Raw genomic sequence first — 23,422 nt, forward strand, 5'->3', positions numbered from 1 at the left:
CTTAGAATAATTTCCATACCAATGTCACGCCGGCGTTGATGGGTCCCCACCAGTCCTTTGCCTCGCTGCCTTTGCGCACTCGTACACCGTCGATGACTTCATATTTTTCATAGTCGGCATTCAGGTAGCCCAGACCGAGGCTGAAATCGAGGGCCAGTGCCTTGTTCAGCCGTAGCTGGTAGCCGCCGGTGATGCCGCCGCCGATCAGGTCGCCCTGTTTGCCTGTTTCGGAGAGCTTGTAGTTGAACTGCCCGGCCTTGAACATCGCGCCCAGATACCAGGCTTTCTTCTCGCCCATATAGTAACGCACTTCCGGGGTCACTTCCCAAAGGGCATAGCGGCGGTCCTTGTCGCTCCAGCTCCATGAAGTCCATGAGCCGTTTACGGCAATGCCCCACGATGGGCTGATACGCCATTCCACGCCAAGGTCGGGTGTCAGGGTTACAATCCTTAGCAGATTGGTACGGATGGCAAAATGATAATTTTCGGCAGTTGCTGTTTCCGACGGACGGTCGGTAAGGATATTTTGCTGTGTTGCCGTCTGTTGCTGTTGGGCCGTTCTTTCGGCTCCGTCCTTTTCATCGGCAAGTCGGGCCTCTTCCGCTTTGCGCTGCTCCTCGGCGAGGCGCTCCTGTCCGGCACGTTTCTCGGCTTCCATGCGCTCGGCTTCCGCCTTGCGCCGTGCCTCTGCTTCCACATCCGTTACAGCAGTTTCTTTTACTGGTACCGTCAGGCGCACGGTGACGAAATCACCCTCTGCCGCATGGTTGCGGGTGACGAAACTTTCTTCCTTGATTCCCGCACGGACAATCAGTTCTGATTTTACGCGGTTGGCACGGATTTTCGCCGTACCCAGGTTATCGGCTTCACGGCCTAATGAATTGCAGTAGCCATCGACATAAAGCGGCAGCTTGCCGTCAAGAATGTCCGTCTTGTTGCTTTCGATGCACTCCAGCAGACGGGCAAGTTCCATGTCATTGCCGCTCCAAGGCACATAGAACATGTCTTCCCGTGGCACGAACCGGAAAGTGTAGGTCGTATCTGCTTTCTGCTGCGCCGTCACCGGTAGCAACAGCAGCGACAGCAGTGCGGTCGTAATCCATTTATTCAAGTATGTCATATTTTTATTTGTTTAATAGTTAAATCTACAATACGAAAACTCCGTTATTCAGTCTGTGTTCTCCGTGCATGCCTTCAAGTCTCTTTCAAAATCTAAACGGGCACGTGACTCGTAACGGAAAAAATTATTATAGTATGTGTTCCAGTATTGCTCCAGCAGTTGCAGCCGGAAAAGGCTGGCTGCGGATAGAGAATCGAATTTCCTACAGGTCAGGACACGTATGTTTCCATTGAGAAGAATCCTTTTTTGACGTTCCCCCTCAGTAGTAAGCTGGAACTGGTAACGGGTGGAATGGCAGCGGCGGCTGACAACCACGTAATAGGGACGTGTGTCGGCAAATATCCCTTTACCTTTCTGCGCCAGACGGTAAATCATTTTTGCATGGTCTGTTGTCATTTCACGCGGCATGTACCAGATGTATTCGCTGCGTTCATGTTCATCTCCCCGGATTGCCGGATGAAAACGGCATACTGTCTTCGTCAGGCTGAAAACAATCAACCCCGTCCCATATACGATAATACAGGACTCCTTGTTTTGCCATAGGGACCATAGCAGGATAACCGAACAGACCGGATAGGCCAAAAGGTACAGGCTTTCCGGATACATTTCCTTCCAACCGATGTCTTCGGTATATTCGTAATCGAAACGCTTCCTGTAAACACGTCTATAATCGTAAACAAGAAAGGTGTATGCCAGCAGATTACAGGAAAGTACCGCAAAACGGTATATGGAAGAATCCAACAGACCGGCAACGTATGGCAGCCACAGAAGTGGTATCAGGCAAAGAGCGGCTGCGACTTTCCATATATTGAACCCGGTAAGGCGGTCGGCATACTCAAACGGATCGTTGTATTCCTGACGCAGGAACAGGATGCACGACACCTGGCAGGCAGGAAGAACAAGGGCAAGGCTGTCGAACCACTGCCCCGGTGTCACCGTCCGGGACAAAGACTTGTCCAGCAAGGTAAGTAGTGACATCGCTCCCACAAACATCGTCAGGACGGAGAAGAATATATGTATGCCGCGTGCCGGATAGTCATAGCGGAACGGACGTTCCATGTAGTCCACGTCAGGACGCATCCATCGGGGCATCCATGAAGTATTGCTGTAATCGAGCGTAAACGGAAACGCTGCCAGTCCGCCCAGCAACAGGAATATACTTGCTATAATGGTTATTTCGGTATTCATACGACTTTTGTTTTAATGGGTTAAACGGGGCATACGAATACGGAAAAGGGCGGAAAGCTCCCGTAAAAAGGAGTTTCCACCCTTGCATGTATTGATGATAATAAGTATATTAACGCGCGAAGATACGCCGGTCGCAATGTGTGTGTGTGTGTGTGTGTGTGTGTGTGTGTGTGTGTGTGTTTACACAAATCTCACACATATCCAAATTTACAAGACACTTTTTTGAATACAGGTATATGCACGATGCAGCGGACAACGGAATGTTGCCTGAACAGATTGCCATATTTCCTGAAATGTGCTGTAAATCAAAATACATTGTCATTCAATTATTAAATTCCGCTTGCAAAGTTAGCGGATTTTAACGGAAAGTGAGAGGACAATCTTAGAAAATTTGAAGGACAATTCAAGGAAAAATGCTCATAATGAGGGACAATTCAGGGAATTTCCTTAAATTGTCCTTCTGTGTTCTTGTCCTGCATCCCGGATTTCAGGTTTCGGCTGTAAGTCCTTACATTGGAAAAACCGCAATGTGTAGCAATTTCTTCACGGCTTGCCGAAGGGTGTTCTTCCCGGTATCGGACAGCGGCCTCAATCCTGAGCCGGTTCAGTTCCTTATAAAAGGAACCGAAACGTTCTTTCATGACAATGGATACATATTTCCGGTTGCTCTTTACCGCATCTGCCAGTTCGCCGATTTTCAGGTTCGGATTCAGGTAAAGCCTGTCCTCGGTCAATGCTGCCCGTATTTTCGCTTCCAGTTCATCCTTGGCATCAACAGACAGCAGGCTGCTGCCGCTTCCCCGGTCGGACAGTACCGTTTCTATTTTTTCCGCTATGAGTTCTTCCGTTTCTTCTACCACCTCCCGATATTCTTTTCGTTGCGGATGCAATATCCGTATCAAAAGTACGATGTGCATGACAGAAATGACCAGCTGGAACCACATGTTATAATTATGGTCGCCTGTAAAAAACAGCCACCATGCGGCTCCCAGATACAGCACCGGCATGAATACGACAAAACCGGCAAAACGTACCGGAAAATCTTCACTGTTGGAATATTCTTCCTGCATGTGTAGGCGAATCTGGCGCAACAGCCAGCTTGTGGTATGCAACAGCATGGCTGTAAGCAGCAGGGAATATCCTCCGATAAGGAGAAGAAGCATATCACGATGGCGGTAGAGGGTATCTCCACCAATCCAGCCGTATATCCAACAGACCAGTATAATGACAAGAGGAATGATACCGGACAATACAAATATCAGTCTGCGGTGTCTTGTCTTGCTGAAGAAAAACCGGCGGAACGACAACACGCCCGCACCGGGCAACAGCAGCATAAGAAAAACACGCATAAAGAAGTATGCGTCCGGGCTGTCCATGCGGAAAAGCCATACCACAGGCAGGGCGAAACAGGCATAGACAATCGTGATGAGCTTGCGGGCCGGATAGAAATAGGCTTCTTCCTCGTCAAACGGACGGCACATGTGGAAATAACGCACCAACGCACAAAACAGTGACGTAACGACCAGTATCAGGCAGGATGCCGCATAATATATTTCAGGACCTTGTATTATCATTTCGGATTTCTAAAAATTTTGCGAATTTACAAAAATCCGTTCGTATTAGGCCTCTAATCAGAGCTTTTTATCATCTAACCCCCTTATTTTTCATATGTATGTCAAAGAACAATGGATTATTTCTTTATTTTTATGGCTTTTACTAAATGAAGCTCCTTTATACCGAGTTTACGAAGTTCGGGTGAATGCACATAAATGACACCGACCTCATAAGTGTCGGGCTTCACATGAAAACTGTAAAGCAGATAACCGGTATATGGCTTGGCAAGCAGGCACGCATGGTAATGATACTTTCCGTCACATTCACTTAAGAATGTATTTCTTTACAATTGCAACAAATAATCTCATAATAAAAGACGGCTGCCTTATGACAACCGTCTTTTAATTACAGTTTCAAACCTTTCGGTTTGTTTTCCTTTTGCAAATCACCCATGACATAGCCAGATTGCAGCTGCGGCTCCATAGACACCGGTTTTGGTTCGGCTCCTTCCTGTAAGGACGGCTTTTCTCCGTTGGGGACATTCTCACCGGGCGGAGCCAGCTCCAGCTGTATTTTGCGGTCCAGTGCAGCGAGTTCGGACTTCAGCTGTTTCAGCTCGTCTTCCTTCTTCCATGTCTTGCCGGCTATCGCTTGGAGTTGCGGAATTTCTTGCTCCAGTACTTCGTTCCTCTTTTGATGCTGGTCGATGATGCCCGGTATCTTTTCCAGTGCGTTCAAGAAGTTAGTGGCGGCGGCGTGCGTGTCAGCCATCGCCAGATGCCCATTATTGTAGTTGTACCTGAGATTTCCCTTCACCACAAAACGGTTGTCGGTAAATTCCAGTCCGTCCCTGAGCGTCGGCTCGCTGACCACCTCGATGGGGAAGCCGTACAGTTCTCCAATGCGCTTGTACTGCCCGCCGGTCGTGGCATTCTTGGCTATCTCCTGCAAACGCTTTCCGATTGTCTTTTCGTCTGTCGAATCCAGCCCGTCAATTTTTATCGGGTTGAGCCGGTTACCCTCACGGTCTATCTGTACAGTAGCCATGAACTTCTCCCAATCCTCAGTCATGGCGGCTATGGCAACTTGGTTGTTCCTTAATGCCAAGGTCTTTTCCTCCAGCTTCAGCTCCGACTCGCGCCTGCCCTTGTTGAAGGACTTGCGCTCTCCCTCCAGCGAGGCTATTCTCTTTTCGAGCTTCGCCTTTTCCAGCAGATCGGTGTTCCCGGAAAGGATAGCCATGTACTCCGAGAAGTTCATGCCCGACTTCTCGTCCATCGCCCCCTCGTCTATGGTTCGTGCGCCCAACGCACCGCTCTTCAGCTGCGAGATGAACGTCTGTTTGCAGTGTAGCAGGTTGAACTTGTACGAGTCCAGCGACTTCTCCACCGCATAGATGATTACGTCCACTTTGTTGTCGGCATACAGTTTCGCTATCTCGTTGCCCTTTCTGACCGCACGTCCGTCACGCTGGGCAAGGTCGGACGGTCGATCGGGTAGGTCAAGGGCATTACTGCCCTCTTCCCCCCTCAGAACCGTACATGAGGGTTTCCCCTCATACGGCTCAAGCTTTTCTAAGTCTCTGTTTATATGCAGAGACCGGCTCATACTACTTCTTGTTTCCATTGGTTTTACGGGATAATTTGAAACATTCGTCATGAACCAACAGATTACATTTCCGTCCGTCTTGGACGGTTGGCATTACGTTCCATGCCTTATGCGTGTCAATCGGTTCACCACATATCGGACATTTCCGACCTTGCTTTTCCCATAGGTAAAGCAGGGACTTACGTCCTTTCAGTGTCACAAGCATTTTTGACTTCATTCTTTTATTGAAGTACAAGCGGCAGTCTGCGTCAAACGGATTCATGTCCCCCTTTATCTGCGTATATTGCAGGAAAGGAAACGAAGATGCCAGTTTCAACAAGGTGAGTTGGTCTTCTTTACCGTTTGATTTCTTGAACTTAGCCGCAAAAGTCCAGCTGTTCCCTCGGATATTGTGCCAATAGCGGTCTTTTATCCACCGTTTCCCTTTCTTGGAATGACGGCGTTTAGCCCATTGCCACAAGGCGAGAAATATCTGATGGTCGATTCTGTGAAAGGAATCACGTGTCGCCCCATGCTGATAATATGCTCCCCATCCTCGGATTTTAGCATTCAACATCCTGATTAATGATTCCTGCTTGCAACCCTTATGGCCTTTTGTCACCTTACGGATATTCTCCATAAAGCGTTTTTCGGCTTTCTTGGTCGGCTTGGTCAATATTTCATTGCCGTATTTGCGGATATTGAAACCGAGAAAATCGAAACCGTCACGGATATTGGTTATCACCGTCTTTTCTTCTGATAAGGTCAGACCTCTTTCAGACATAAAGTCGGCTACCAATGGCTTGATTTCCTTTTCAAGTGTTTCACGGTTCTCGCAGGTAATTATAAAGTCATCAGCGTAGCGGACAAGATTCACCATTGGCGAATATAACTTGCCTTTGATTCTAACTCGTTTATATTTCTCTGCAAGGACTTTCTGCAATCCGTCCAATGTCATATTGGCAAGCGTGGGAGAGATAATGCCACCTTGTGGTGTTCCCTCCTCTGTCGGGAACATCTGTTTGTTGAAGATATAGCCGCATTTCAACCATTTTCGGAGCATTGCCTTATCCATAGGGATGTTGGCAAGCAGCCATTCATGGCTGATATGGTCGAAGCACCCCTTTATGTCACCCTCCAGAATCCATTCGGGAGAATAGCCTTTTCGGAGAATGTTATGGCATTGCATTACCGCATCCATACAGCGACGTTCCTTGCGGAAACCGTATGAACGTGTGTCGGCTGTTGTTTCCGACACTGGTTCCAATGCCATGAGGTAGAGTGCTTGCATGGCTCTGTCTTTCATTGTCGGTATTCCCAACGGTCGCAGTTTGCCATTACTCTTTTTGATGTGGACTCTTCTCAATGGCTTCGGCTGGTAGCCTCTGCGTTTGAGTTCGCTTATCGCTTGTGTTTTTGCTTCGGGTTTCTCCCATGTTTCCATGTCCACCCCGGGGGTGTTGCCACCTCCATTAGAAGTAACTCTCTTTACGGCTAAGGCTTTTGCGTAAAAAGAGTGGGTCAGCGTCCACTGCAAGGCTTTCACCTTGCCCGGTCTGCCTTCCTTCTGAGCCTTTACAATACGCGCTTGTAGCTTTCTGACAGCCAACTCCGCCTTATTCCAGTCTATTCTGTCCCAAAGTGTTTGCTGATTGTCAGCAGGCGCACACGATGTCTTGTTTTCGTTCATTTGCTTTCCTCCTTTTGAAAGTTCTAAAAGTTAATTGTAAAGAATCACCATTTGACAACATTCGGTTTTGATTGCCTCCCTAATGTCGTCACAGAAGTCTGCCCACTTTCGTGTCGGATGATGTCGCCCACATCAGCTCGTGATGTCGGTTCAATCCGTATCCGCTCCATTACAGAACGGCATTCGCTTTTTCTGTTATCTTATACCTGCACACCATTCGGCTTTCATTGCTGTCAGCTTACCTGCCATTTTTTACATGACAGGAGATATACAGGCTTACCATGTTCCACATAGATAACTAACGGATAGGTTAGGTTCTGTCTCATCCTCCGGCGGTGCTTATATCCGTGTAATCCTACCATGGAGAGGATTAACCGACCGCTTCCCTTTTGGGTAGAGTGTGCCAGTATCTTACACTCTTTCGTGACATTACGAAGTTTACTAACAGTTCGCTTGCGCTAACCATACTATCCAGCCTCGCCACTCTACGGTATGATACTAACCGTACTTGACTTCCCCTCACGGTTCTGTCTTGTCTTGCGAAAGTGTACTTTGTCCCGACCGCTTAATACAACATTAAGGTGCACCGGTCGGTAGGCTACCGCTGACGGAACAGCGGGTTAAAACTGATACCCGTAAGTATCATTCCAACAATTATCTATGCGACTTCATGTCGCACCCACGGCGTGTCGAGGTGGTGGACGGCGACAGCCCTGCGCTGAGCGTTCACGCCCGTGCCGAGCATACTCGTCGAACCGAACAACACACGCACATGACCCTCGTTCATCGCTTCTATCACCGCCTTCCGTGCCTTCTCGTTCTTGCACTCCTGAATGAAGCGGATTTCATGGGCGGGGATGCCGTAGTCCTCCACCAACTTGCGCTTGATTTCGGTGTACACGCTCCAGCCACCTCCGGGCTGATACGTGCCCAAATCCGAAAAGACGAACTGCGTCCCCTTTTGAGCGTCATACTTACGGTAATATTCCGCTATCATCTTGGCGCAATGGCTCGCCTTGTTGTCGGGGTGGTCTTCGTAATTCGGGTCAATCATGCGTATGTCCAATGCCATTTTCCGTGCATAGTCCGTGGCGATGAGCATCTTCGCCTTTTCCTCCGTTTCCGAGAGCGGCGGTCTGCCCAATATCGTCGCATCGCCCGACTTGGCGAACTGCATCAGCTTCCCGATAAACACCTCTTGGTCCGGGGTGGGCGGTATGTGGTGCAGTATCTCGTTCTTCTTCGGACGGTCCACGCCAATGTCCTCCGCCGTGCGGTAGTCGGTTATCTCGTTGTAGAACGCCGCCAGCTCCGGCACCTTGATGAAGTAGCGGAAGCGTTCCTTCTGCACGATGTTGTTCGTCACGTTGAACTCGAAATCGGTCGTCTTCTTGGCGAAGATGGCCGCCCATGCGTCGAAGCAGCGGATGTCCTGTTTCTCCAGCGCCTTCGGGCGCAGGTACTTGAACAGCAGATATAACTCCGTGAGGCTGTTGGAAATAGTAGTTCCAGACAAAAACGTCGCCCCCAAGTCCCTGCCCGTCCGCTCCTGTATGGTGCGGATGGCGAACAGCAGGTTCAGCGCCTTCTGGCTTCCTTCGGAGTTGCCCAGCCCCGCCACACGGTCGTGACGGGTGTTGAACGTCAGGTTCTTGAACTGGTGGCTCTCATCGACAAAGAGGTGGTCGATGCCCATCTGCTTGAAGTCCACCACGTCGTCCGTGCGTGACTGGATGGCGTGTTCCACCTTTTCCAGTTTGGCTTGCAGGTTGAACTTGCGTTTCTCCAATCCTTTCAGCATGGCACGTGACACGTCCTTGCCTTGATTGCGCAGCACTTCGAGGTTTTCCTCTACCGAGTCCAGCTCTTCCTGCAAGATGCGCTGCTGCAACTCCGGCGACTGCGGTATCTTCCCGAACTGGTCGTGCGACATGATGACACAATCCCAATCGTTGTTCTTGATGTCGTTGAAGAAACGCACCCGGTTGGCAGCGGCGAAGTCCTTCTCCGACGCATAGAGGATGCGGGCGTTGGGATATGCCCTGCGGTATGTTTCGGCAATCTCGCGCACGTTGGCTTTCAGACCGATAATCATCGGCTTGTGAACCAGTCCCAGACGCTTCATCTCATAGGATGCGACACACATTATCAGCGTCTTGCCGCCGCCAACCTCCTGGTCGGCGATACCGCCGAGGTTCAATTTCAGCATCCATACGCAATCCTTCTGGCTTACGTACAGGTCCTTGATACCGAGACCTTTCAGGTCCAAGTCCGGGAACTTCTGGTGCGAGCCGTCGTACTTCGGGCGCACGAAGCAGTTGAACTTGTTGTTGTACATGTCCGTCAGCCGCTTCTTGAACTCCGGCGACTGTTCCTCCAGCCACTCCGTGAAGCCGCCCCGGATTTCATCAATCTTCGCGTTGGCGAGCTGTATGCCCTCGCTGTCGCGCACCTTGATGTCATTGCCGTGCTCGTCCTTGCCGATGCTTTTCATCATGTCCGGGCAGGTGTTGTGCAGGGCGTGTTTCAGCAGGTTCATGCCGTCGTAGTGGCGGTAATAGCCTTTCACCAGAAACTCGTCCGTGATTTTCATCGTCTTGTGGCTGCACGCCACCGCATACTCGTCGATGTTTTCCGAATAGGTTATCCGTACCTCCGTGTCGAACAGGCGGCTCATGTAGGCGGCATACACGCCCGTGGGTATCCACCGTTCCCCGAAATTGAAATCCAAATCCTCAAACGGTATTTGTTCGGGTATGCTTTCGCGCAATGCCGCCAATGACTCCTGCGCCTGCGGCAGCATCCCATGCCCTTCATTTTCCTTTATCCAGTCTTCCACGTCGGCGGTCTTCTGCACCACGTTCCCTGCGATGAAGCGGTCGGCTATCTCGTAACCGTCCGCCAGCGGGTTGTAGAACACCCGTCCCTTCAACGCTTCCAAGATGTCCGTTTGCGGCAGGTCGCAAAGGGATTCCATGTAGGGCAGGTTCACGCCGCCGTACCGGTTCAGCGAGGCGGACAGGGCTTCTTCGGGCGACTCCACTCCGGCAAGGGTTTCCTGCGAGAAGGAAACGGGGTGGTCGAAGATGTCCGCCTTGACGAACTGCTCGTTCTCGCCGCGCTCCAGCGAGAGCATGTTGCGCCCCGAAGCGTCCATCAGGATGAGCTTCGCGTTGTGCTTGGCGTTCAGGTTGCCGTAGCGCATGACGAACTCGTCATAGTAGGTGTTCAGGTTGCGGCGCAGTAGGGCGTTTTCCTCGTGGTTCTCCGCTTCGTGGGTGTAGAGCCGCTCATAGGTGTTGCGCAGGTCGATGTAGAGCTGTGCCTTCTGTGCCTGCATCCCCTCCATGTCGAGCGGCTGGAAGGTCGCCCCGTACCGGGTGACATCCTTCAGCACCCCGATTTGGAAGCGGACGCCGCCGGTATGTTCCCATACCATCGAGCCTTCCTTCAGGTGCGGCTCCAATATGCCCTTGAACGGACGGGGCATCATCGCTTCCTCCTTCCTGCGCTGCCGTTCTTCCGGTGTCAGGGCTGCTTCCTCCTCGCGCATCTCCCGTTTTACACGCTCAATCCGTCTTCTGCCCTCTGCCTCAAAGCCGTTCTCTACCGGATAGACCGGGCGCACGGACGAGGATTGTTCCGTTTCCCTCGCCTGTACCTTTTCTTTTTTCGTCTCCGACAGCCCTGCCGTTTGCTTGGCGGCATTGGCATCCATCTTTTCCTTTCCCATCCGGCGCAGTTCGGCACGCCTTTCGGGTGTGAGTGACATCATCATCTCATAGAATCCGTTGATGGGCGGGTTGGTCTCCCAGTCCAGACTGCGGTAAACGGCATCCTCCGGGTCATCGTCTTCGGCTGGGGCAGTAGCACCTTCGGTCTTTCCGTGCATGGGTACTGGCTCTTCGTGCCGGCTTTCCGGTATTCCGCTCGCCCCTTGACGGATGATTTCCTCCATCTCCCGTACCTCTTCGGGGCTGATGGCAGGAGCCGTTTCCGCGCTTCTGCCTCTTGCCGCTTCATTTCCTTTTTCCGCCGTTACCCCCTGCCCGTCAGCAGGCATCGGGAACAATGACGGTTGCACCGGCTTCCGGCGTTTGGACTTGGCTCCTTTCTTCCTCTCCGGTTTCAGTCCCCGTTCCGCCAATCTGCGCTCTTCCTGCGTGTAGCCGAACAGGTCATACAAGTCCATGACAGGAGCTTCGTGCTGTTTCGTTTCCACGACCTGCGGTGCGGATTTTACCGCTTCTGCATTTGGCTGTACCGTTTTTTCTTCTATTTCCACCTTCGGCTGTTGTACTTCCTGAACTTGCGGCTGGACAAAAATCGTCTGTGTTTCACGCTTTTCAGCCTTGACACCATTGTAACGTTCCAAGTCCAGCCGTACCGACAGGTCCGCCGACAATATCCGGTACAAGTCCGTTGCGATGCCCTCCACGCCGCCGCTGTGCGTATAGACCATAGCGGGTTTGCCATAAGGGTCGGTATCCCTTTTCGCGTCGGTATGGATGATGTATTCCGGGTGGTCAAAAAAATACCCGTTGGTGGAAATTCCCGTATGGTTGTTCTTTACGACATCGCCCAACCTCTTGTCCTCTTCGGAAAGCTCTTCCTTGCCCTCGTTCTTTTGCAGGATAATCAGGTCGCACCCCACCTCCGTGTTGGCATCTTCCGTGAACAGGTTGTTCGGCAGGCGGATGGCGGACACCAGATCCGCCTTTCTCATCATCATGTAGCGTGTGCCGCCGTTGCCCTCCGTATCCAGCACGCCCTGCGAGGTGATGAATGCCACGATACCGCCGTCACGCACCGCGTCCAGCCCTTTCAGAAAGAAATAGGTATGCACCTTCCTTGCCGCTATCTTTTTGAATACCGAGCCATTGGTGTATTCCGGGTCGAACACCGCTATATCCCCGAAAGGGATGTTGGAGATGGCAAGGTCAAACCGGTTCAGGAACGGCTTTTCTATCTTCTCGAAGCCTTCCGTGCGTATCTTCTGCTGCGGGTACAGGTGTCCGAGCATCTTGCCCGTCAGCAGGTCTTTCTCGAAAGCCATGACCTCCGCCTGCGGGTTGTCCGACAGTACCGGGGCGATGAACGCGCCCATGCCCGCCGACGGCTCCAGCACGAGCTTCGGTCGCACCTTCTTGTCGTGGAGCACGTCCACGATGGTGTCCGTGATGGCTTGCGGCGTGTAGAACGCCGTCAGCACCGAGGCTTTCAGCGAGTCCACATACCGCTTGTACTCCGTTTCGTCCCTGCTGTTCTCCCTGATGATACGGTGCAGTTCCACCGTCGGGGCGAACAGTTCGAGGTCGGATTTCGCCCAATGCACGGCATCCGCCAGTTCCTTTGCCGGGTTCAGGATGCACTTCAGCCCTCCAAAGCCGCAGTACCGCTCCAGCAGCGCACGTTCCCTTTCCGTCGGGGTGCGCCGTTCCCGGTCAAGCGTGAACGCCGTGCGTACCGCCTCGATGTTGTCCCTCAGTTTCTGTTTCCTATTGAACGCCATAGGACTCCAGATAAAGCATGACGGTTCCGACCAGCTCCGTGTAGAGCAGGTCATGCGCGGGTGACAGGGCGAAGGTGTCATCCGACGTGTCGTAACCGGCAAACAGGTTGTTCAGGTGGGGGTAGAGCCTGCGGCAGAACGGTTCACGCTCCTGTTCCGCCACCTCGTCGGCAAATTCCCTCTCCACGACCTCCGTCAGCAGGGNCTTGCCCTGTTTGCTCTTGAAGCCGCTGAGGACACCCGTCTTCCCGTTTGCCAGCAGGTCGGTCATTTCCGTGTCTGTGAGCGTCCTGCCCGCTATCTGACGGAACACCGGCAGGGCGCAGTCCGGGTTGTCGCAGCGCACCACCTTGCCGTAGAACTGCATCGTGCCCGTGCCGCACTTGGGGCAGGCGCAGCCCGACGCCTTGTGACCGAAGATTTTATCGCAGGCGAGCAGTTCGGTGGTTATCTTGCGGGTGTAGCCCTCGATGTCGCGCAGGAAAGCCTCGTGCGGCGTCCTGCCTTTTTCTATCTCCGCCAGTTCCGACTCCCAACGCCCGGTCATTTCCACATCGGCGATGTCCATCTCCTTCACGATGGAATACAGGGCAAGCCCTTTCTCCGTCGGCACGAGCGACTTCTTCACGCGCACCATGTATTCGCGCCGGAGCAGCGTCTCGATGATGGCGGCACGGGTGGCGGGCGTGCCGATGCCGCAGTCCTTCAATGCCTGCCGCGCTTCCTCGTCCTCCACGCCCTCGCGTCCGGCGGTCTCCATCGCCGCCAAGAGCGAGCTTTCCGTGTGCAGCGGTTTCGGACGGGTCATGCCCGAACTCATCGAGCAGCCGTTCATCGCCAGCGTGTCGCCCTCCTTCCAGTCGGGCAGTACGGTATCTTCCCTGTCCTCACCATAGACCGAGCGCCAGCCCGCCTTGCGGACGATGCACCCTTTGGCTTCAAACGCCACGCCCTCGCACTCCGCACGGACGGTGGTCGTGTCCTTGACGCACTCCGGGGAGAACGCTTCTATCATGCGCCCCACAATCATGTCATAGATGAGCTGTTCGTTCTTGTAGAGCGCCAGCGGACGGTTCGGCGTCACCAACAGCGCATGGTGGTCGGTCACTTTCGAGGCGTCCACGCTGCGGCGGTTCAGTTCGCCCAAGCTTTCGATTTTATCTGCGAACGATGAATGAGTGGAAAGCCTGTCGAACAGCATGGGCACTTCGGCGAACACGTCCTCCGGGATATAGCGGCTTGATGTTCTCGGATAGGTGACGAGCTTCGCCTCATAGAGCTTCTGCACGAGGTCGAGCGTCTGTTCCGCCGTGAAGCCGTGCTTCGTGTTCGCTTCCTTCTGGAGCGTGGTCAGGTCGTACAGCAGTGGAGGGTTCTCCACCTTTTCCTTCTTTTCGGTCTTCACGACGGTGGCGCACATTTGTGCCTTTACCTTGTTATATAATGTAGCGGCTTCCTCCTTGTCTTTCCATTTCTCCACCGAGGCGAACTTTACCACTTCACTTGCGCTTACCGACGGTACGGTAAAATGAAGCTGGTGTACCGGTTCGGGCGTGAAACGCTTGTTTTCCCAGAAGCGCTTGCAGACCATCGCCAGCGTGGGTGTCTGCACGCGCCCTACGGAATACGTGCCCCGTCCGGCGGCGACGGTCAATGCCTGCGTGCCGTTGATGCCCACCAGCCAGTCGGCTTCGCTGCGGGCTTTGGCGGCTTGGTAGAGGCTGTCGTATTCGTGCCCGTCCTTCAGTTCTTTCAGTCCCTTACGGATGGCGGCATCGGTCAGCGAGCTTATCCACAGTCTTTGAAAGGGCAAGGTACAGCCTATGTAAGCATAGAGGTAACGGAAGATAAGCTCCCCTTCACGGGCACAGTCGGTCGCCACGATGATGCTGTCGCTCTCGTTCCACAGCTTGGTTATCACCTTTATCTGCTTCACCGCCACAGCGTCCGCCTTGTAGCCCTTGTCCGCCTTCACCTGACGGGGGATTAACTCGAACCGTTCTGGAATGACGGGCAGACTGTCGCGCCGGAAGCCCTTGATGCCGTACCCGTCGGGCATGGCGAGCTGTACCAGATGTCCCAGTGCCCATGTCACGTGGTAGCCGTTTCCGGTGAAATACCCTTCTTCCTTTTTCATCGCGCCGACAATCCGTGCTATCTCACGGGCGACGCTCGGTTTTTCTGCCAATATGGTAATCATGTCTTTTTCTGTCTAATCTGTTGATACTCTTGTTTCTTTGGGTGGGAATGAAACGGGGCACGGCCTTGTCCGTGGGATATGCGGTACAGGGCGGTGTTTGCTCCCCGTTTCAATCCGTTGATTATTGTCGGATGGATTTAGTGGCGGCAATCAGGACACCTTCACACCTTTGGATTTTCTTGTCTGCCGTTTCTGCTGGGTTTCGTCCTTCGGTGCGGTCTGACCCTGCTGCAACGGCTCCTTCACGTGCTTGGTGGCCTCGTTGGTCTTGCCCTCGTTGTTCACGGCAAGCTGCGTCCTGCTCTCGTTGGACGGGGCGACGGTCTGCGCAAGGTCCGGATTCTGCGAGTAGGTCAGCGGACGGCCTTTCTCATGGCTGAACTTCAGGTACTTCGTGCAGGGCTGCCCTTGGTCGTCCTTTGCGTTGGCGAGTACCACCGTCCTGCCCGCCACGTAGTCGGCGATTTGCTGTTCGTTGAACAGGTCGTCTTTCCATTTGCTTATCGGGCGGATGCTGCCGTCCTCGTTCGTCCACGAGCGGTTGCGCCGTTGCCTTTCGCCGTTTTCCTGCGTCTGCCCCTGTGCATCGGGATTGTCCTGCTGCTTGCTTTGACGCTGCGACTGCTGCTGACGTCGTTGCCCCGGCACGAACTCCACATCGCGTTTTTCGGCGCTCACCTGAAGTAATGCCTGAAATTTGCGCCCGTTGGATAATGTCACTTCTTTGGGCAGGGCAAGCCCGGCACGCAGGATGTCCATTTCTTCCTTTGTCAAGCCGGTCTGTCCGATTTGATAGGGGATGCGCACCTTGTCGGCAGGCACGTCCACGATTTCATTCGTCAGGCGGTCGATGCTGATATACGACTGGCGCATTTCCCCGGTTCTCGTATCTGCCACATCCACAACCTTGCCTAAATTGCCCGTGCGCTTCAGGTTCTTCTTGTCCTCGTCCGTGAAGGTGTAGCCGTTGTGGGGGATGTCAAGACGCGGTTCGTGGCGCACGAAGTGGGGAGTGAGTTTCAGTTTGCCGTCCTCCGCTTTCTGGAACGAAAGGCGGGCCTGCAACTCATAGCTCTCGTAGCCGAAGGTCGGCTTCACCGTCACCAGCCCCGTCTTGCCGTAATTCATCAGGGCTTTCAGGTCTTTTTCCGAAAGGCTTTCCCTGTCGATGCCGCACTTGCGCAATTCCGCCCAGTCCACTTGGTCATCCGCTATCAGGTTCGGCTTCTCCTGTTTCTGCGGTTGCTGCTCATCTTGCGCTTCAGCCGTTTGAGGCTGTTGCACTTCCTGTTTCTGTTCTTCTTTTTTCTGTTCCATTTCTTCTTTCTTTTTAAGGGGTTCATTGTCGCTTTCTTGTTTTACATTCTCCGTTTCCGCCTGCTTCCGGTATTCCGAAGTGTCCACCTTGTGCGCCGCAAGCATTTCCGCGTTTGCCGCAGGGTCTTTCAGCAAATCCTTGATGACCGGCAGTACCGCATCCGCCATGTCCGCCGCCACCCGGTAGAAGCCGAAGCGTGTAGGCTCCTTGCACTGGCGGTAGAAATTCCTGAAGAAGTTGTCCACCATGTCACCGTGGCGGTCGAAGCGCAGGAAGTCCTGCGAGTGTTCCGCCTTTGCCGGAGCCGTCTTCGGATAGCCCTTGCTGTCCAGCCCGGCTACTACGCTGATTTCGCCCGTCTTCTCGTCGCGGACGACCAGCACGTCTTTCTCGTTTTTCTTTTTCTGTTCCATTTCAGTTTAATTTTTACGGTTCGTTCTTTTGTCATTTGATTTCCTTTTGGTATTGTCCACCTTATCCTGAGTTCTGTCACGGAGTATTTCCCGCATGTGGGTGCTGATGAACAGTTCCACGTCCGCCCTGCGGTAATAGGTCTTGTGGCGGTGCATCCGGTAGGGCAGCAATCCGTCGCTGCGGTAGCGTTGCAGGGTACGTTTGCTCACGTGGAGCAGCATGCACACGTCTTGGTTGTCCATCGTGTCCTCTTCCAACAAGGCGGTGCCCTGCGGCTTTTCATTCACGTCACCGCGCATGGCGGAGAGCATCTCCTCCTGACGGTCGAGGCGGCTGAACACCTGCCTCATGCAGTCCTCGAAAGTGCGTCTGTCTAAAAACTCCATAGCCGTTCCTCCTTTCATTTCCTGCCCGCCTTTCCGCCCGTGCGGAGCCGGTAGTTATGTTTCAGTTCCTCCGGTTTCTCCGGTGAAGTCTTGACCGCATTCTCCCGGATGATGCGTTCCACTTCTTCCGGAGGGTAGCGGCAGTCGCCCCGGATGATTACATACCCGATGCGCTTCTCATCGCGCAGCCGTTGCAGCGTGCGGCGGCTGACACAGAGCAGGCGCATCACTTCGCGGCTGTCCAGAAGGCAGGCGGTATCGTTCCGCTGTCCCTTCATGCCTTGCTTCCTCACATGGGAGGCGATTTCCTCGATGCGCCCTACGATGTCCTTGTAGGCGGCGCTTTCCATCGTGATGATTTCCATATTCCTCAATCTTTTAATTGTTAGTGAATCAGTTTGTCGGGAGCAAAATTCGGCTATTCCAAAGGGGCAGGCACGGTACTTACCCGTAACTTACGTGAGATTTTTATGGATTTTCCGCCTTGCAGGGGCTTCAACGGGCATTTTTATCATGGAAAACCGCCAAACGGACATTCCAAGCCGTCTGTTTCCCTCATGTCCTGATGTGGCACAATAAAAAGAGCCACAAGCTGCCACTGTTTCCTTGCCCGGTCGGTTCCGGCCCACGGCTGTGTAACTTTGCGGCAAACCGATAAAATTTTGAAAGAATGGAAATAGTAATCATTGAGAAGACCGCCTTCGATATGCTCCTTGCCGGAGTGAAGGCATTGGAGGACAGGGTGAGGACGCTTGCCGAAAAGGGCGGCGACCGCCGCCTTGCCGAATGGATGGACACGGAGGACGTGTGCCGTATGCTGAGCATAACCCCGAAGACCTTGCAGGCCATGCGCGACAGGCACGGCATTGCGTATTCCCAAATCGGACGCAAGTTCTATTACAGACCGGAGGATGTGGAACGGCTGTTGCCCGGTCCCGAAACGGGACAACCGTCCGTCTGACGCTTGAAGTGTGCCACTAAATCCTATGTAAGATGAATGACAATGTATTGACAAAGGACTGCGGCGTACTTGCCGACGCCATGCAGTCCGTCCGGAGAAGCCTGAAAATGGCGGACAGACTCGCCGACGGATACATCCCGCCGATGGGCGGCGAGCGTTACCTCACCGACAGGGACTTGGCGCGGAGGCTGCACGTGAGCCGGCGTACCTTGCAGCAGTACCGCCACGAGGGGATATTGCCCTATTTCCTGTTCGGCGGCAAGACGCTCTACCGCGAGAGCGACATCCAGAAGGTGCTGGAACGTAACTACCGCAAGGCATACTGACGCTTGTGGCAAGTAAAAAAACATCGGGAGACGGATACCCTCATGCGGGTTACCGCTCCCGATGTTCATTTCAGGCCGTGCCTGTGCCGTTCAGCAGTATGCCCCATGCGGATGATGCAGGAACAAGACCGTAGGCTCTTTCTTGGAACGCGCCATTGTCCGGGCTATCCATTTGCGGAACAGTGCCGCCTGCCCCGTGTCGAACCGGAACGACAGGGCTATGACCGTTTCCATACCATAAATGTCCGTATAACCTTTTGCTTCCTGTAGCCGTATGCGCCGGCATGAACCGCCGTCCGCTATGCCGTCCTTTCTCAGTTTCCGTATGGCGGCTTCCACCGTCACGCCGCGCACATAGAACAGGCTTGCGATTTCTCCGGTCGTCATCCACACTTCGGCGTCTGGCAGGACTACCGCCTTTCCTTCGATGGTTATGATGCCTCTCGTTTCCATGCTTCTTTTCGTTTCAGGTTCAACTTCTAAATGGCTTGGCAGATGAATTGTTCCATCGGGGCGAGCTTTTGGGAGAGCAGCTCCATGTCCCGGCTCATCTTCTCAGCCGTGATTTTCGCATAGATTTGGGTCGAACGGATGCTTGTGTGCCCCATCAGTTTCGACAGCGTTTCAATGGGTACGCCGTTGGAAAGACATATCGTCGTGGCATACGAATGCCTACTTTGATGCCACGTGACGTTTTTGTTCAGGCCGCATAATTTGGCTACCTGCTTGATGTCGTAACGGCATACCTGATAGCATGGCACGGGAAAAAGTGTCCCGTCTTTGGTGGTGCCCTTGTATTTGTCGATGATGTGCTTTGCCACGTCCAGCAGGCGGATGTTCGTCGCCACACCGGTCTTCTGGCGGCTTGTCTTTATCCACAGGTGACCGTCGAAAGAGACTTGCAGGTTCTCTTCCGTGAGGTTCGCCATGTCACGCCAGCTCAATCCGGTGAAACAGCAGAAGATGAAGAGGTCGCGTATCAGTTCATAGTTCTTCCTCTTGAACGTGCAGTTTATCATCTGCGTGATTTCCTCTTTCGTCAGGTAGCCGCGTTTCGTTTCCTCCTTCGTGATGTGGTAGGCATAGAACGGGTCACGCTGCAACCAGCCGTTGTTGATGGCGGTGAAGATGATGCTCCGGAAAGGCATCATGTACGACCACACGGTGTTGGTGCAATGCCCTTTCTCCACGCGGAGGAACAGCTCGAAGTCCGTGATGAAGGCGGGCGCAAGCTCTTTCAGGGCGATGTCCTCCACCTTGTACCGGGTTTTGATGAACTCCGACAGGTGCTTGTAAACCACGCAGTATTTCCAGTAACTGCGTTGGCTCTTCATCTTGCCCACTAATTTGGCGTAGTCCTCGTTGTGCTGCCGGAACACGGCAAGCAGCGTCTTGTGGTTCATGCCCATGCCGAGGTATTCGTTGCGTACCTTCTCCGCCGTGACATAAGTGTCACGGTCGAACACGTCCTGATAGGCCTTGTTCACACCCACGCGGATTTTGTCCAGCATACGGTTGCCTTCCAGAGCCACGTTGCTCCTTCCGGTCAGCCGTCCGGTTTCCACGCTCCACATCTTTTCCTCCACGTCCAGCTTGCAACTGAACTGTGCGATTTTCCCGTTCACCGTGATACGGCACATGACCGGTATCAGCCCGTTCTTCTTCGGCGCGTTGCGCTTGAGGTAAAATAAAATCTTGAATGTCGCTCTACTCATAGTTCCTACTTTTTTATGGTTGCAAAATTACCTTGTGTAGAGCTGTTTGCCTGTATGTAAACCGCAGCAGACCAACGCAATCGAATCTGCCGCAAGACTTTTTCATCCCGAACCTTGCCAACTGCCTGTATAATTGCAGTTCTTGCCATGTTTTGCCGGGCTTTTCCATTCCGTTACCCGTTCCGATTTCAGGTAACGAGCTGGTAACGCAATTACGGTTCAAGTTGGCTTTTTCCCGGTTTCAGTTGGCACTCACTCAAATCGCCAAAATCCCATAAATCATTAACTTTCAATCATATTTCCGTGATTTGCTCAGTATCTCACTTTTTTGTATTATCTTTGCCACATATAGAACTAGAAATTTGAAAATACCCATATCTAATACATATGAGAAAACTCATTTCTAATCTAATACATATGAAAAAGACTCGTTTCTAATATATAAGGTGAAAACTATCGAAATTTCCTAGACATTAAATACTAACTTAAAACATTGGATTATGTTGAAAAAAATGAAATCAGTCAGTATGTTGCTGGCTCTGGCAGGAATATCTTCTACGGGAGCAGCGTATGCAGTGGCTGTACCTGAAGTTGATGAGACTCGGAGCGTACAGCAGCAGTCAACTTGTACTGGCGTCGTAAAAGATGCTGCAGGGGAAACCGTAATCGGAGCTTCTGTGGTAGTAAAGGGTACTGCCAACGGTACGATTACGGGGTTAGATGGAGATTTTTCTTTATCTGGCGTGAAAAAAGGGGATATCATCCAGATTTCTTTCGTGGGATATAAGACTCAGGAAATTGTATGGAATGGCCAGAATCTTGAAATTACCTTGAAAGATGATTCACAGATTCTGGATGAAGTGGTAGTCGTTGGTTATGGTACACAGAAGAAGGTCAATGTAACAGGTGCCGTATCCATGGTTGATTCAGAAGTGTTGGCTTCACGTCCTGTTTCTAATGTGTCACAGGCTTTGCAAGGACAGATTCCCGGCTTGAATATGTCTGTAAGCAGTAGCGGTGGTTCATTGGATGCGACCATGAACTTCAATATCCGTGGTACAGGTACTTTGGGTTCCGGTTCAAGCGCGTCACCTCTGGTTCTTATTGATGGTGTGGAAGGTGACATGAATACATTGAACCCCAACGATATTGAAAACATTTCTGTGTTGAAGGATGCCTCTTCTTCTTCAATTTATGGTGCACGTGCTGCATTCGGTGTTATCCTGATTACGACCAAGAACGGTAAAGCTGGAAAAACTCACGTAAATTATTCTGGAAACGTTCGTTTCAATGACGGTATCGGCATTCCGAAAATGGCCAATTCTTATGACTTTGCCACCATGTTCAATGCAGCCAATGTGAATGACGGTAATGCTCCTATCTTTAATGATGCGTATATGCAGAATATTAAAGATTACATGGAGGGCAAACTGACACAGTCNGCTTGGTAATACGAATACCGACGACTGGTATCCGTTCTATCAGTCTATGCCGGTAGGAACAAATTATTCCTGGATTGTAAACGGCTCTTTGCCCAGCTATTCTTCCAATCCGGGACTGGTAAGCTCTTTGATGACATGGGAAACCATCCAGTCTTGGGACTTGGGTCTTGATTTTGCATTGCTGAACAACCGTTTGACGGGTAGCGTCGGGTACTTCGTTCGCAAGACTTTGGACATGGTAGGTCCGGCTCCTGAATTGTCTTCATTGCTGGGCGCCACTGTTCCCAAGGTAAATAACTGTGATATGAAATCTTACGGTTTTGAAATTGAACTGGGATGGCGTGACCAGATTGGTGATTTCAAATATGGCGTATCATTCAACATGTCTGATGCACAGCAGAAAATTACCCGTTATCCGAACCCGTCAAATTCTTTGAACACCTATTATGAAGGCCAGATGCTGAACGAAATCTGGGGATACACCACCATCGGCATTGCCCAGAGTGATGAGGAAATGGCCGCTCACCTGGCAAAAGTGGATCAGAGTTCATTAGGCAGCGGATGGGGTGCCGGTGATATCATGTATGCCGACTTGAATGGTGATGGACGTGTAAATACAGGTTCCTATACAACGGATGATCCGGGCGACCTGCGTGTAATCGGTAATTCTACTCCGCGTTACAATTATGGCTTTACAGTTGATGGTTCCTGGAAAGGATTTGACTTACGATTGTTCTTCCAGGGTATCGGGAAACGTGATTTGTGGTTGCCTGGTACGTATTTCTGGGGTACGAATGGAGGTATGTGGTCGTCTAACGTGTTTGAGGAACACTTGGATTATTGGACTCCTGAAAACCCGAATGCATATTATGCACGTCCGTCTTGGACCAGCCGCAACCACCAGACCCAGACACGCTATCTGCAGNTGTACTCCCTGTTTATTACTGGGACGTAAACGGTAACCAGCAGCCTATGGCTTGGGGAATGGGAGACGGAACTTACTCTCCAGGACAAAGCCGGGTAAATGAGTATGGTTACAAAGAAAATTACTATGCCACCAATATTTATACGGACTATTCAAAAACATTCAAGAGCGGTCATTACTTTAAGGTCCTGCTTGGTTTCAATGCTGAAAAATATTCGACCCGTAGTATTACAGGACAGCGTGACGGTTTGATTTCACCGGAAGTTCCCACGCTGAATACTGCCGTTGATGCAGATATTGCAACTGGTGGATATGCGCATAATGCGGTGGCCGGTTTCTTTGGCCGTATCAACTATGCATACAAAGATCGTTATATGGCAGAAATTAACGGCCGTTATGACGGCTCTTCCCGTTTTGTCGGAGATAAGAGATGGGGCTTCTTCCCTTCATTCTCTCTGGGATGGAACATAGCACGTGAAGGTTTCTTCGAGAAGTTCGGTGAAAAGAGTACCATTTCTACGTTGAAGCTGAGAGCTTCGTGGGGACAGCTTGGTAATACGAATACCGACGACTGGTATCCGTTCTATCAGTCTATGCCGGTAGGAACAAATTATTCCTGGATTGTAAACGGCTCTTTGCCCAGCTATTCTTCCAATCCGGGACTGGTAAGCTCTTTGATGACATGGGAAACCATCCAGTCTTGGGACTTGGGTCTTGATTTTGCATTGCTGAACAACCGTTTGACGGGTAGCGTCGGGTACTTCGTTCGCAAGACTTTGGACATGGTAGGTCCGGCTCCTGAATTGTCTTCATTGCTGGGCGCCACTGTTCCCAAGGTAAATAACTGTGATATGAAATCTTACGGTTTTGAAATTGAACTGGGATGGCGTGACCAGATTGGTGATTTCAAATATGGCGTATCATTCAACATGTCTGATGCACAGCAGAAAATTACCCGTTATCCGAACCCGTCAAATTCTTTGAACACCTATTATGAAGGCCAGATGCTGAACGAAATCTGGGGATACACCACCATCGGCATTGCCCAGAGTGATGAGGAAATGGCCGCTCACCTGGCAAAAGT

The 23,422-nt window shown here is 52.0% G+C and carries 13 protein-coding genes and 3 pseudogenes; 4 read left to right on the forward strand and 12 right to left on the reverse strand.

From position 1 onward, the window contains the following. Position 1: 1 nt before the first annotated feature. The 10 genes and pseudogenes from BQ7480_RS00075 to BQ7480_RS00130 all read right to left on the reverse strand — a co-directional run bounded on the left by BQ7480_RS00075 (position 2) and on the right by BQ7480_RS00130 (position 17,334). Complete coding sequence (locus tag BQ7480_RS00075) at positions 2-1,120, reverse strand: DUF3575 domain-containing protein (RefSeq protein ID WP_072541213.1); 1,119 nt, start codon at positions 1,118-1,120, stop codon at positions 2-4. A gap of 48 nt (positions 1,121-1,168) precedes the next feature. Further along, on the reverse strand, positions 1,169-2,308 hold the full coding sequence (locus BQ7480_RS00080; protein ID WP_072541214.1) for a hypothetical protein: 1,140 nt from the start codon (positions 2,306-2,308) through the stop codon (positions 1,169-1,171). A gap of 434 nt (positions 2,309-2,742) precedes the next feature. Then, complete coding sequence (locus BQ7480_RS00090) at positions 2,743-3,882, reverse strand: helix-turn-helix domain-containing protein (protein ID WP_072541216.1); 1,140 nt, start codon at positions 3,880-3,882, stop codon at positions 2,743-2,745. 385 nt (positions 3,883-4,267) lie between these two features. After that, a pseudogene (locus tag BQ7480_RS00100) lies at positions 4,268-5,368 on the reverse strand (DNA methylase); the annotation flags it as partial. A gap of 103 nt (positions 5,369-5,471) precedes the next feature. Further along, the gene (gene ltrA / locus BQ7480_RS00105; protein ID WP_072541217.1) at positions 5,472-7,139 is read right to left on the reverse strand and encodes a group II intron reverse transcriptase/maturase; all 1,668 of its coding nucleotides are present in this window, start codon (positions 7,137-7,139) and stop codon (positions 5,472-5,474) included. A 679-nt stretch (positions 7,140-7,818) separates the two neighbouring features. Further along, positions 7,819-12,651: pseudogene (locus BQ7480_RS00110) on the reverse strand (N-6 DNA methylase); the annotation flags it as partial. Next, positions 12,638-14,851, reverse strand: coding sequence for a DUF1896 family protein (locus BQ7480_RS00115; RefSeq protein ID WP_072541219.1), 2,214 nt, complete (start codon positions 14,849-14,851; stop codon positions 12,638-12,640). The gene BQ7480_RS00115 and the pseudogene BQ7480_RS00110, both read right to left, overlap by 14 nt. A gap of 150 nt (positions 14,852-15,001) precedes the next feature. After that, the gene (locus BQ7480_RS00120) at positions 15,002-16,582 is read right to left on the reverse strand and encodes a DUF4099 domain-containing protein (protein WP_072541220.1); all 1,581 of its coding nucleotides are present in this window, start codon (positions 16,580-16,582) and stop codon (positions 15,002-15,004) included. 6 nt (positions 16,583-16,588) lie between these two features. Beyond that, positions 16,589-16,987, reverse strand: coding sequence for a helix-turn-helix domain-containing protein (locus BQ7480_RS00125; RefSeq protein ID WP_235352881.1), 399 nt, complete (start codon positions 16,985-16,987; stop codon positions 16,589-16,591). Then, positions 16,984-17,334 (reverse strand): helix-turn-helix domain-containing protein, encoded by a 351-nt coding sequence (locus BQ7480_RS00130; RefSeq protein WP_072543817.1) that lies wholly within the window; start codon positions 17,332-17,334, stop codon positions 16,984-16,986. The genes BQ7480_RS00125 and BQ7480_RS00130 overlap by 4 nt, the downstream gene beginning before the upstream one ends. Positions 17,335-17,639: 305 nt before the next feature. Here BQ7480_RS00130 and BQ7480_RS00135 point away from each other — a divergent pair, with 305 nt between their 5' ends. Both BQ7480_RS00135 and BQ7480_RS00140 read left to right on the forward strand, forming a co-directional pair. Beyond that, positions 17,640-17,930: a helix-turn-helix domain-containing protein gene (locus BQ7480_RS00135; RefSeq protein WP_072541221.1), complete on the forward strand. Its 291-nt coding sequence runs from the start codon at positions 17,640-17,642 to the stop codon at positions 17,928-17,930. Positions 17,931-17,962: 32 nt separating this feature from the next. Then, on the forward strand, positions 17,963-18,256 hold the full coding sequence (locus BQ7480_RS00140; RefSeq protein WP_032570631.1) for a helix-turn-helix domain-containing protein: 294 nt from the start codon (positions 17,963-17,965) through the stop codon (positions 18,254-18,256). Positions 18,257-18,346: 90 nt separating this feature from the next. Here the strand turns inward: BQ7480_RS00140 and BQ7480_RS00145 are convergent, their stop codons facing one another. Together BQ7480_RS00145 and BQ7480_RS00150 are read right to left on the reverse strand one after the other, a co-directional pair. Beyond that, on the reverse strand, positions 18,347-18,709 hold the full coding sequence (locus BQ7480_RS00145) for a hypothetical protein (protein WP_072541222.1): 363 nt from the start codon (positions 18,707-18,709) through the stop codon (positions 18,347-18,349). Between the two features lie 26 nt (positions 18,710-18,735). Then, the gene (locus BQ7480_RS00150) at positions 18,736-19,971 is read right to left on the reverse strand and encodes a site-specific integrase (RefSeq protein WP_072541223.1); all 1,236 of its coding nucleotides are present in this window, start codon (positions 19,969-19,971) and stop codon (positions 18,736-18,738) included. A 500-nt stretch (positions 19,972-20,471) separates the two neighbouring features. Here BQ7480_RS00150 and BQ7480_RS17535 point away from each other — a divergent pair. Both BQ7480_RS17535 and BQ7480_RS17920 read left to right on the forward strand, forming a co-directional pair. Then, a pseudogene (locus tag BQ7480_RS17535) lies at positions 20,472-22,290 on the forward strand (TonB-dependent receptor plug domain-containing protein); the annotation flags it as partial. A gap of 5 nt (positions 22,291-22,295) precedes the next feature. Beyond that, the coding region (locus BQ7480_RS17920) for a TonB-dependent receptor domain-containing protein (protein WP_394332604.1) at positions 22,296-23,422 on the forward strand (1,127 nt) is incomplete at its 3' end.

The organism is Bacteroides mediterraneensis, from assembly GCF_900128455.1.
Taxonomy (GTDB): domain Bacteria; phylum Bacteroidota; class Bacteroidia; order Bacteroidales; family Bacteroidaceae; genus Phocaeicola; species Phocaeicola mediterraneensis.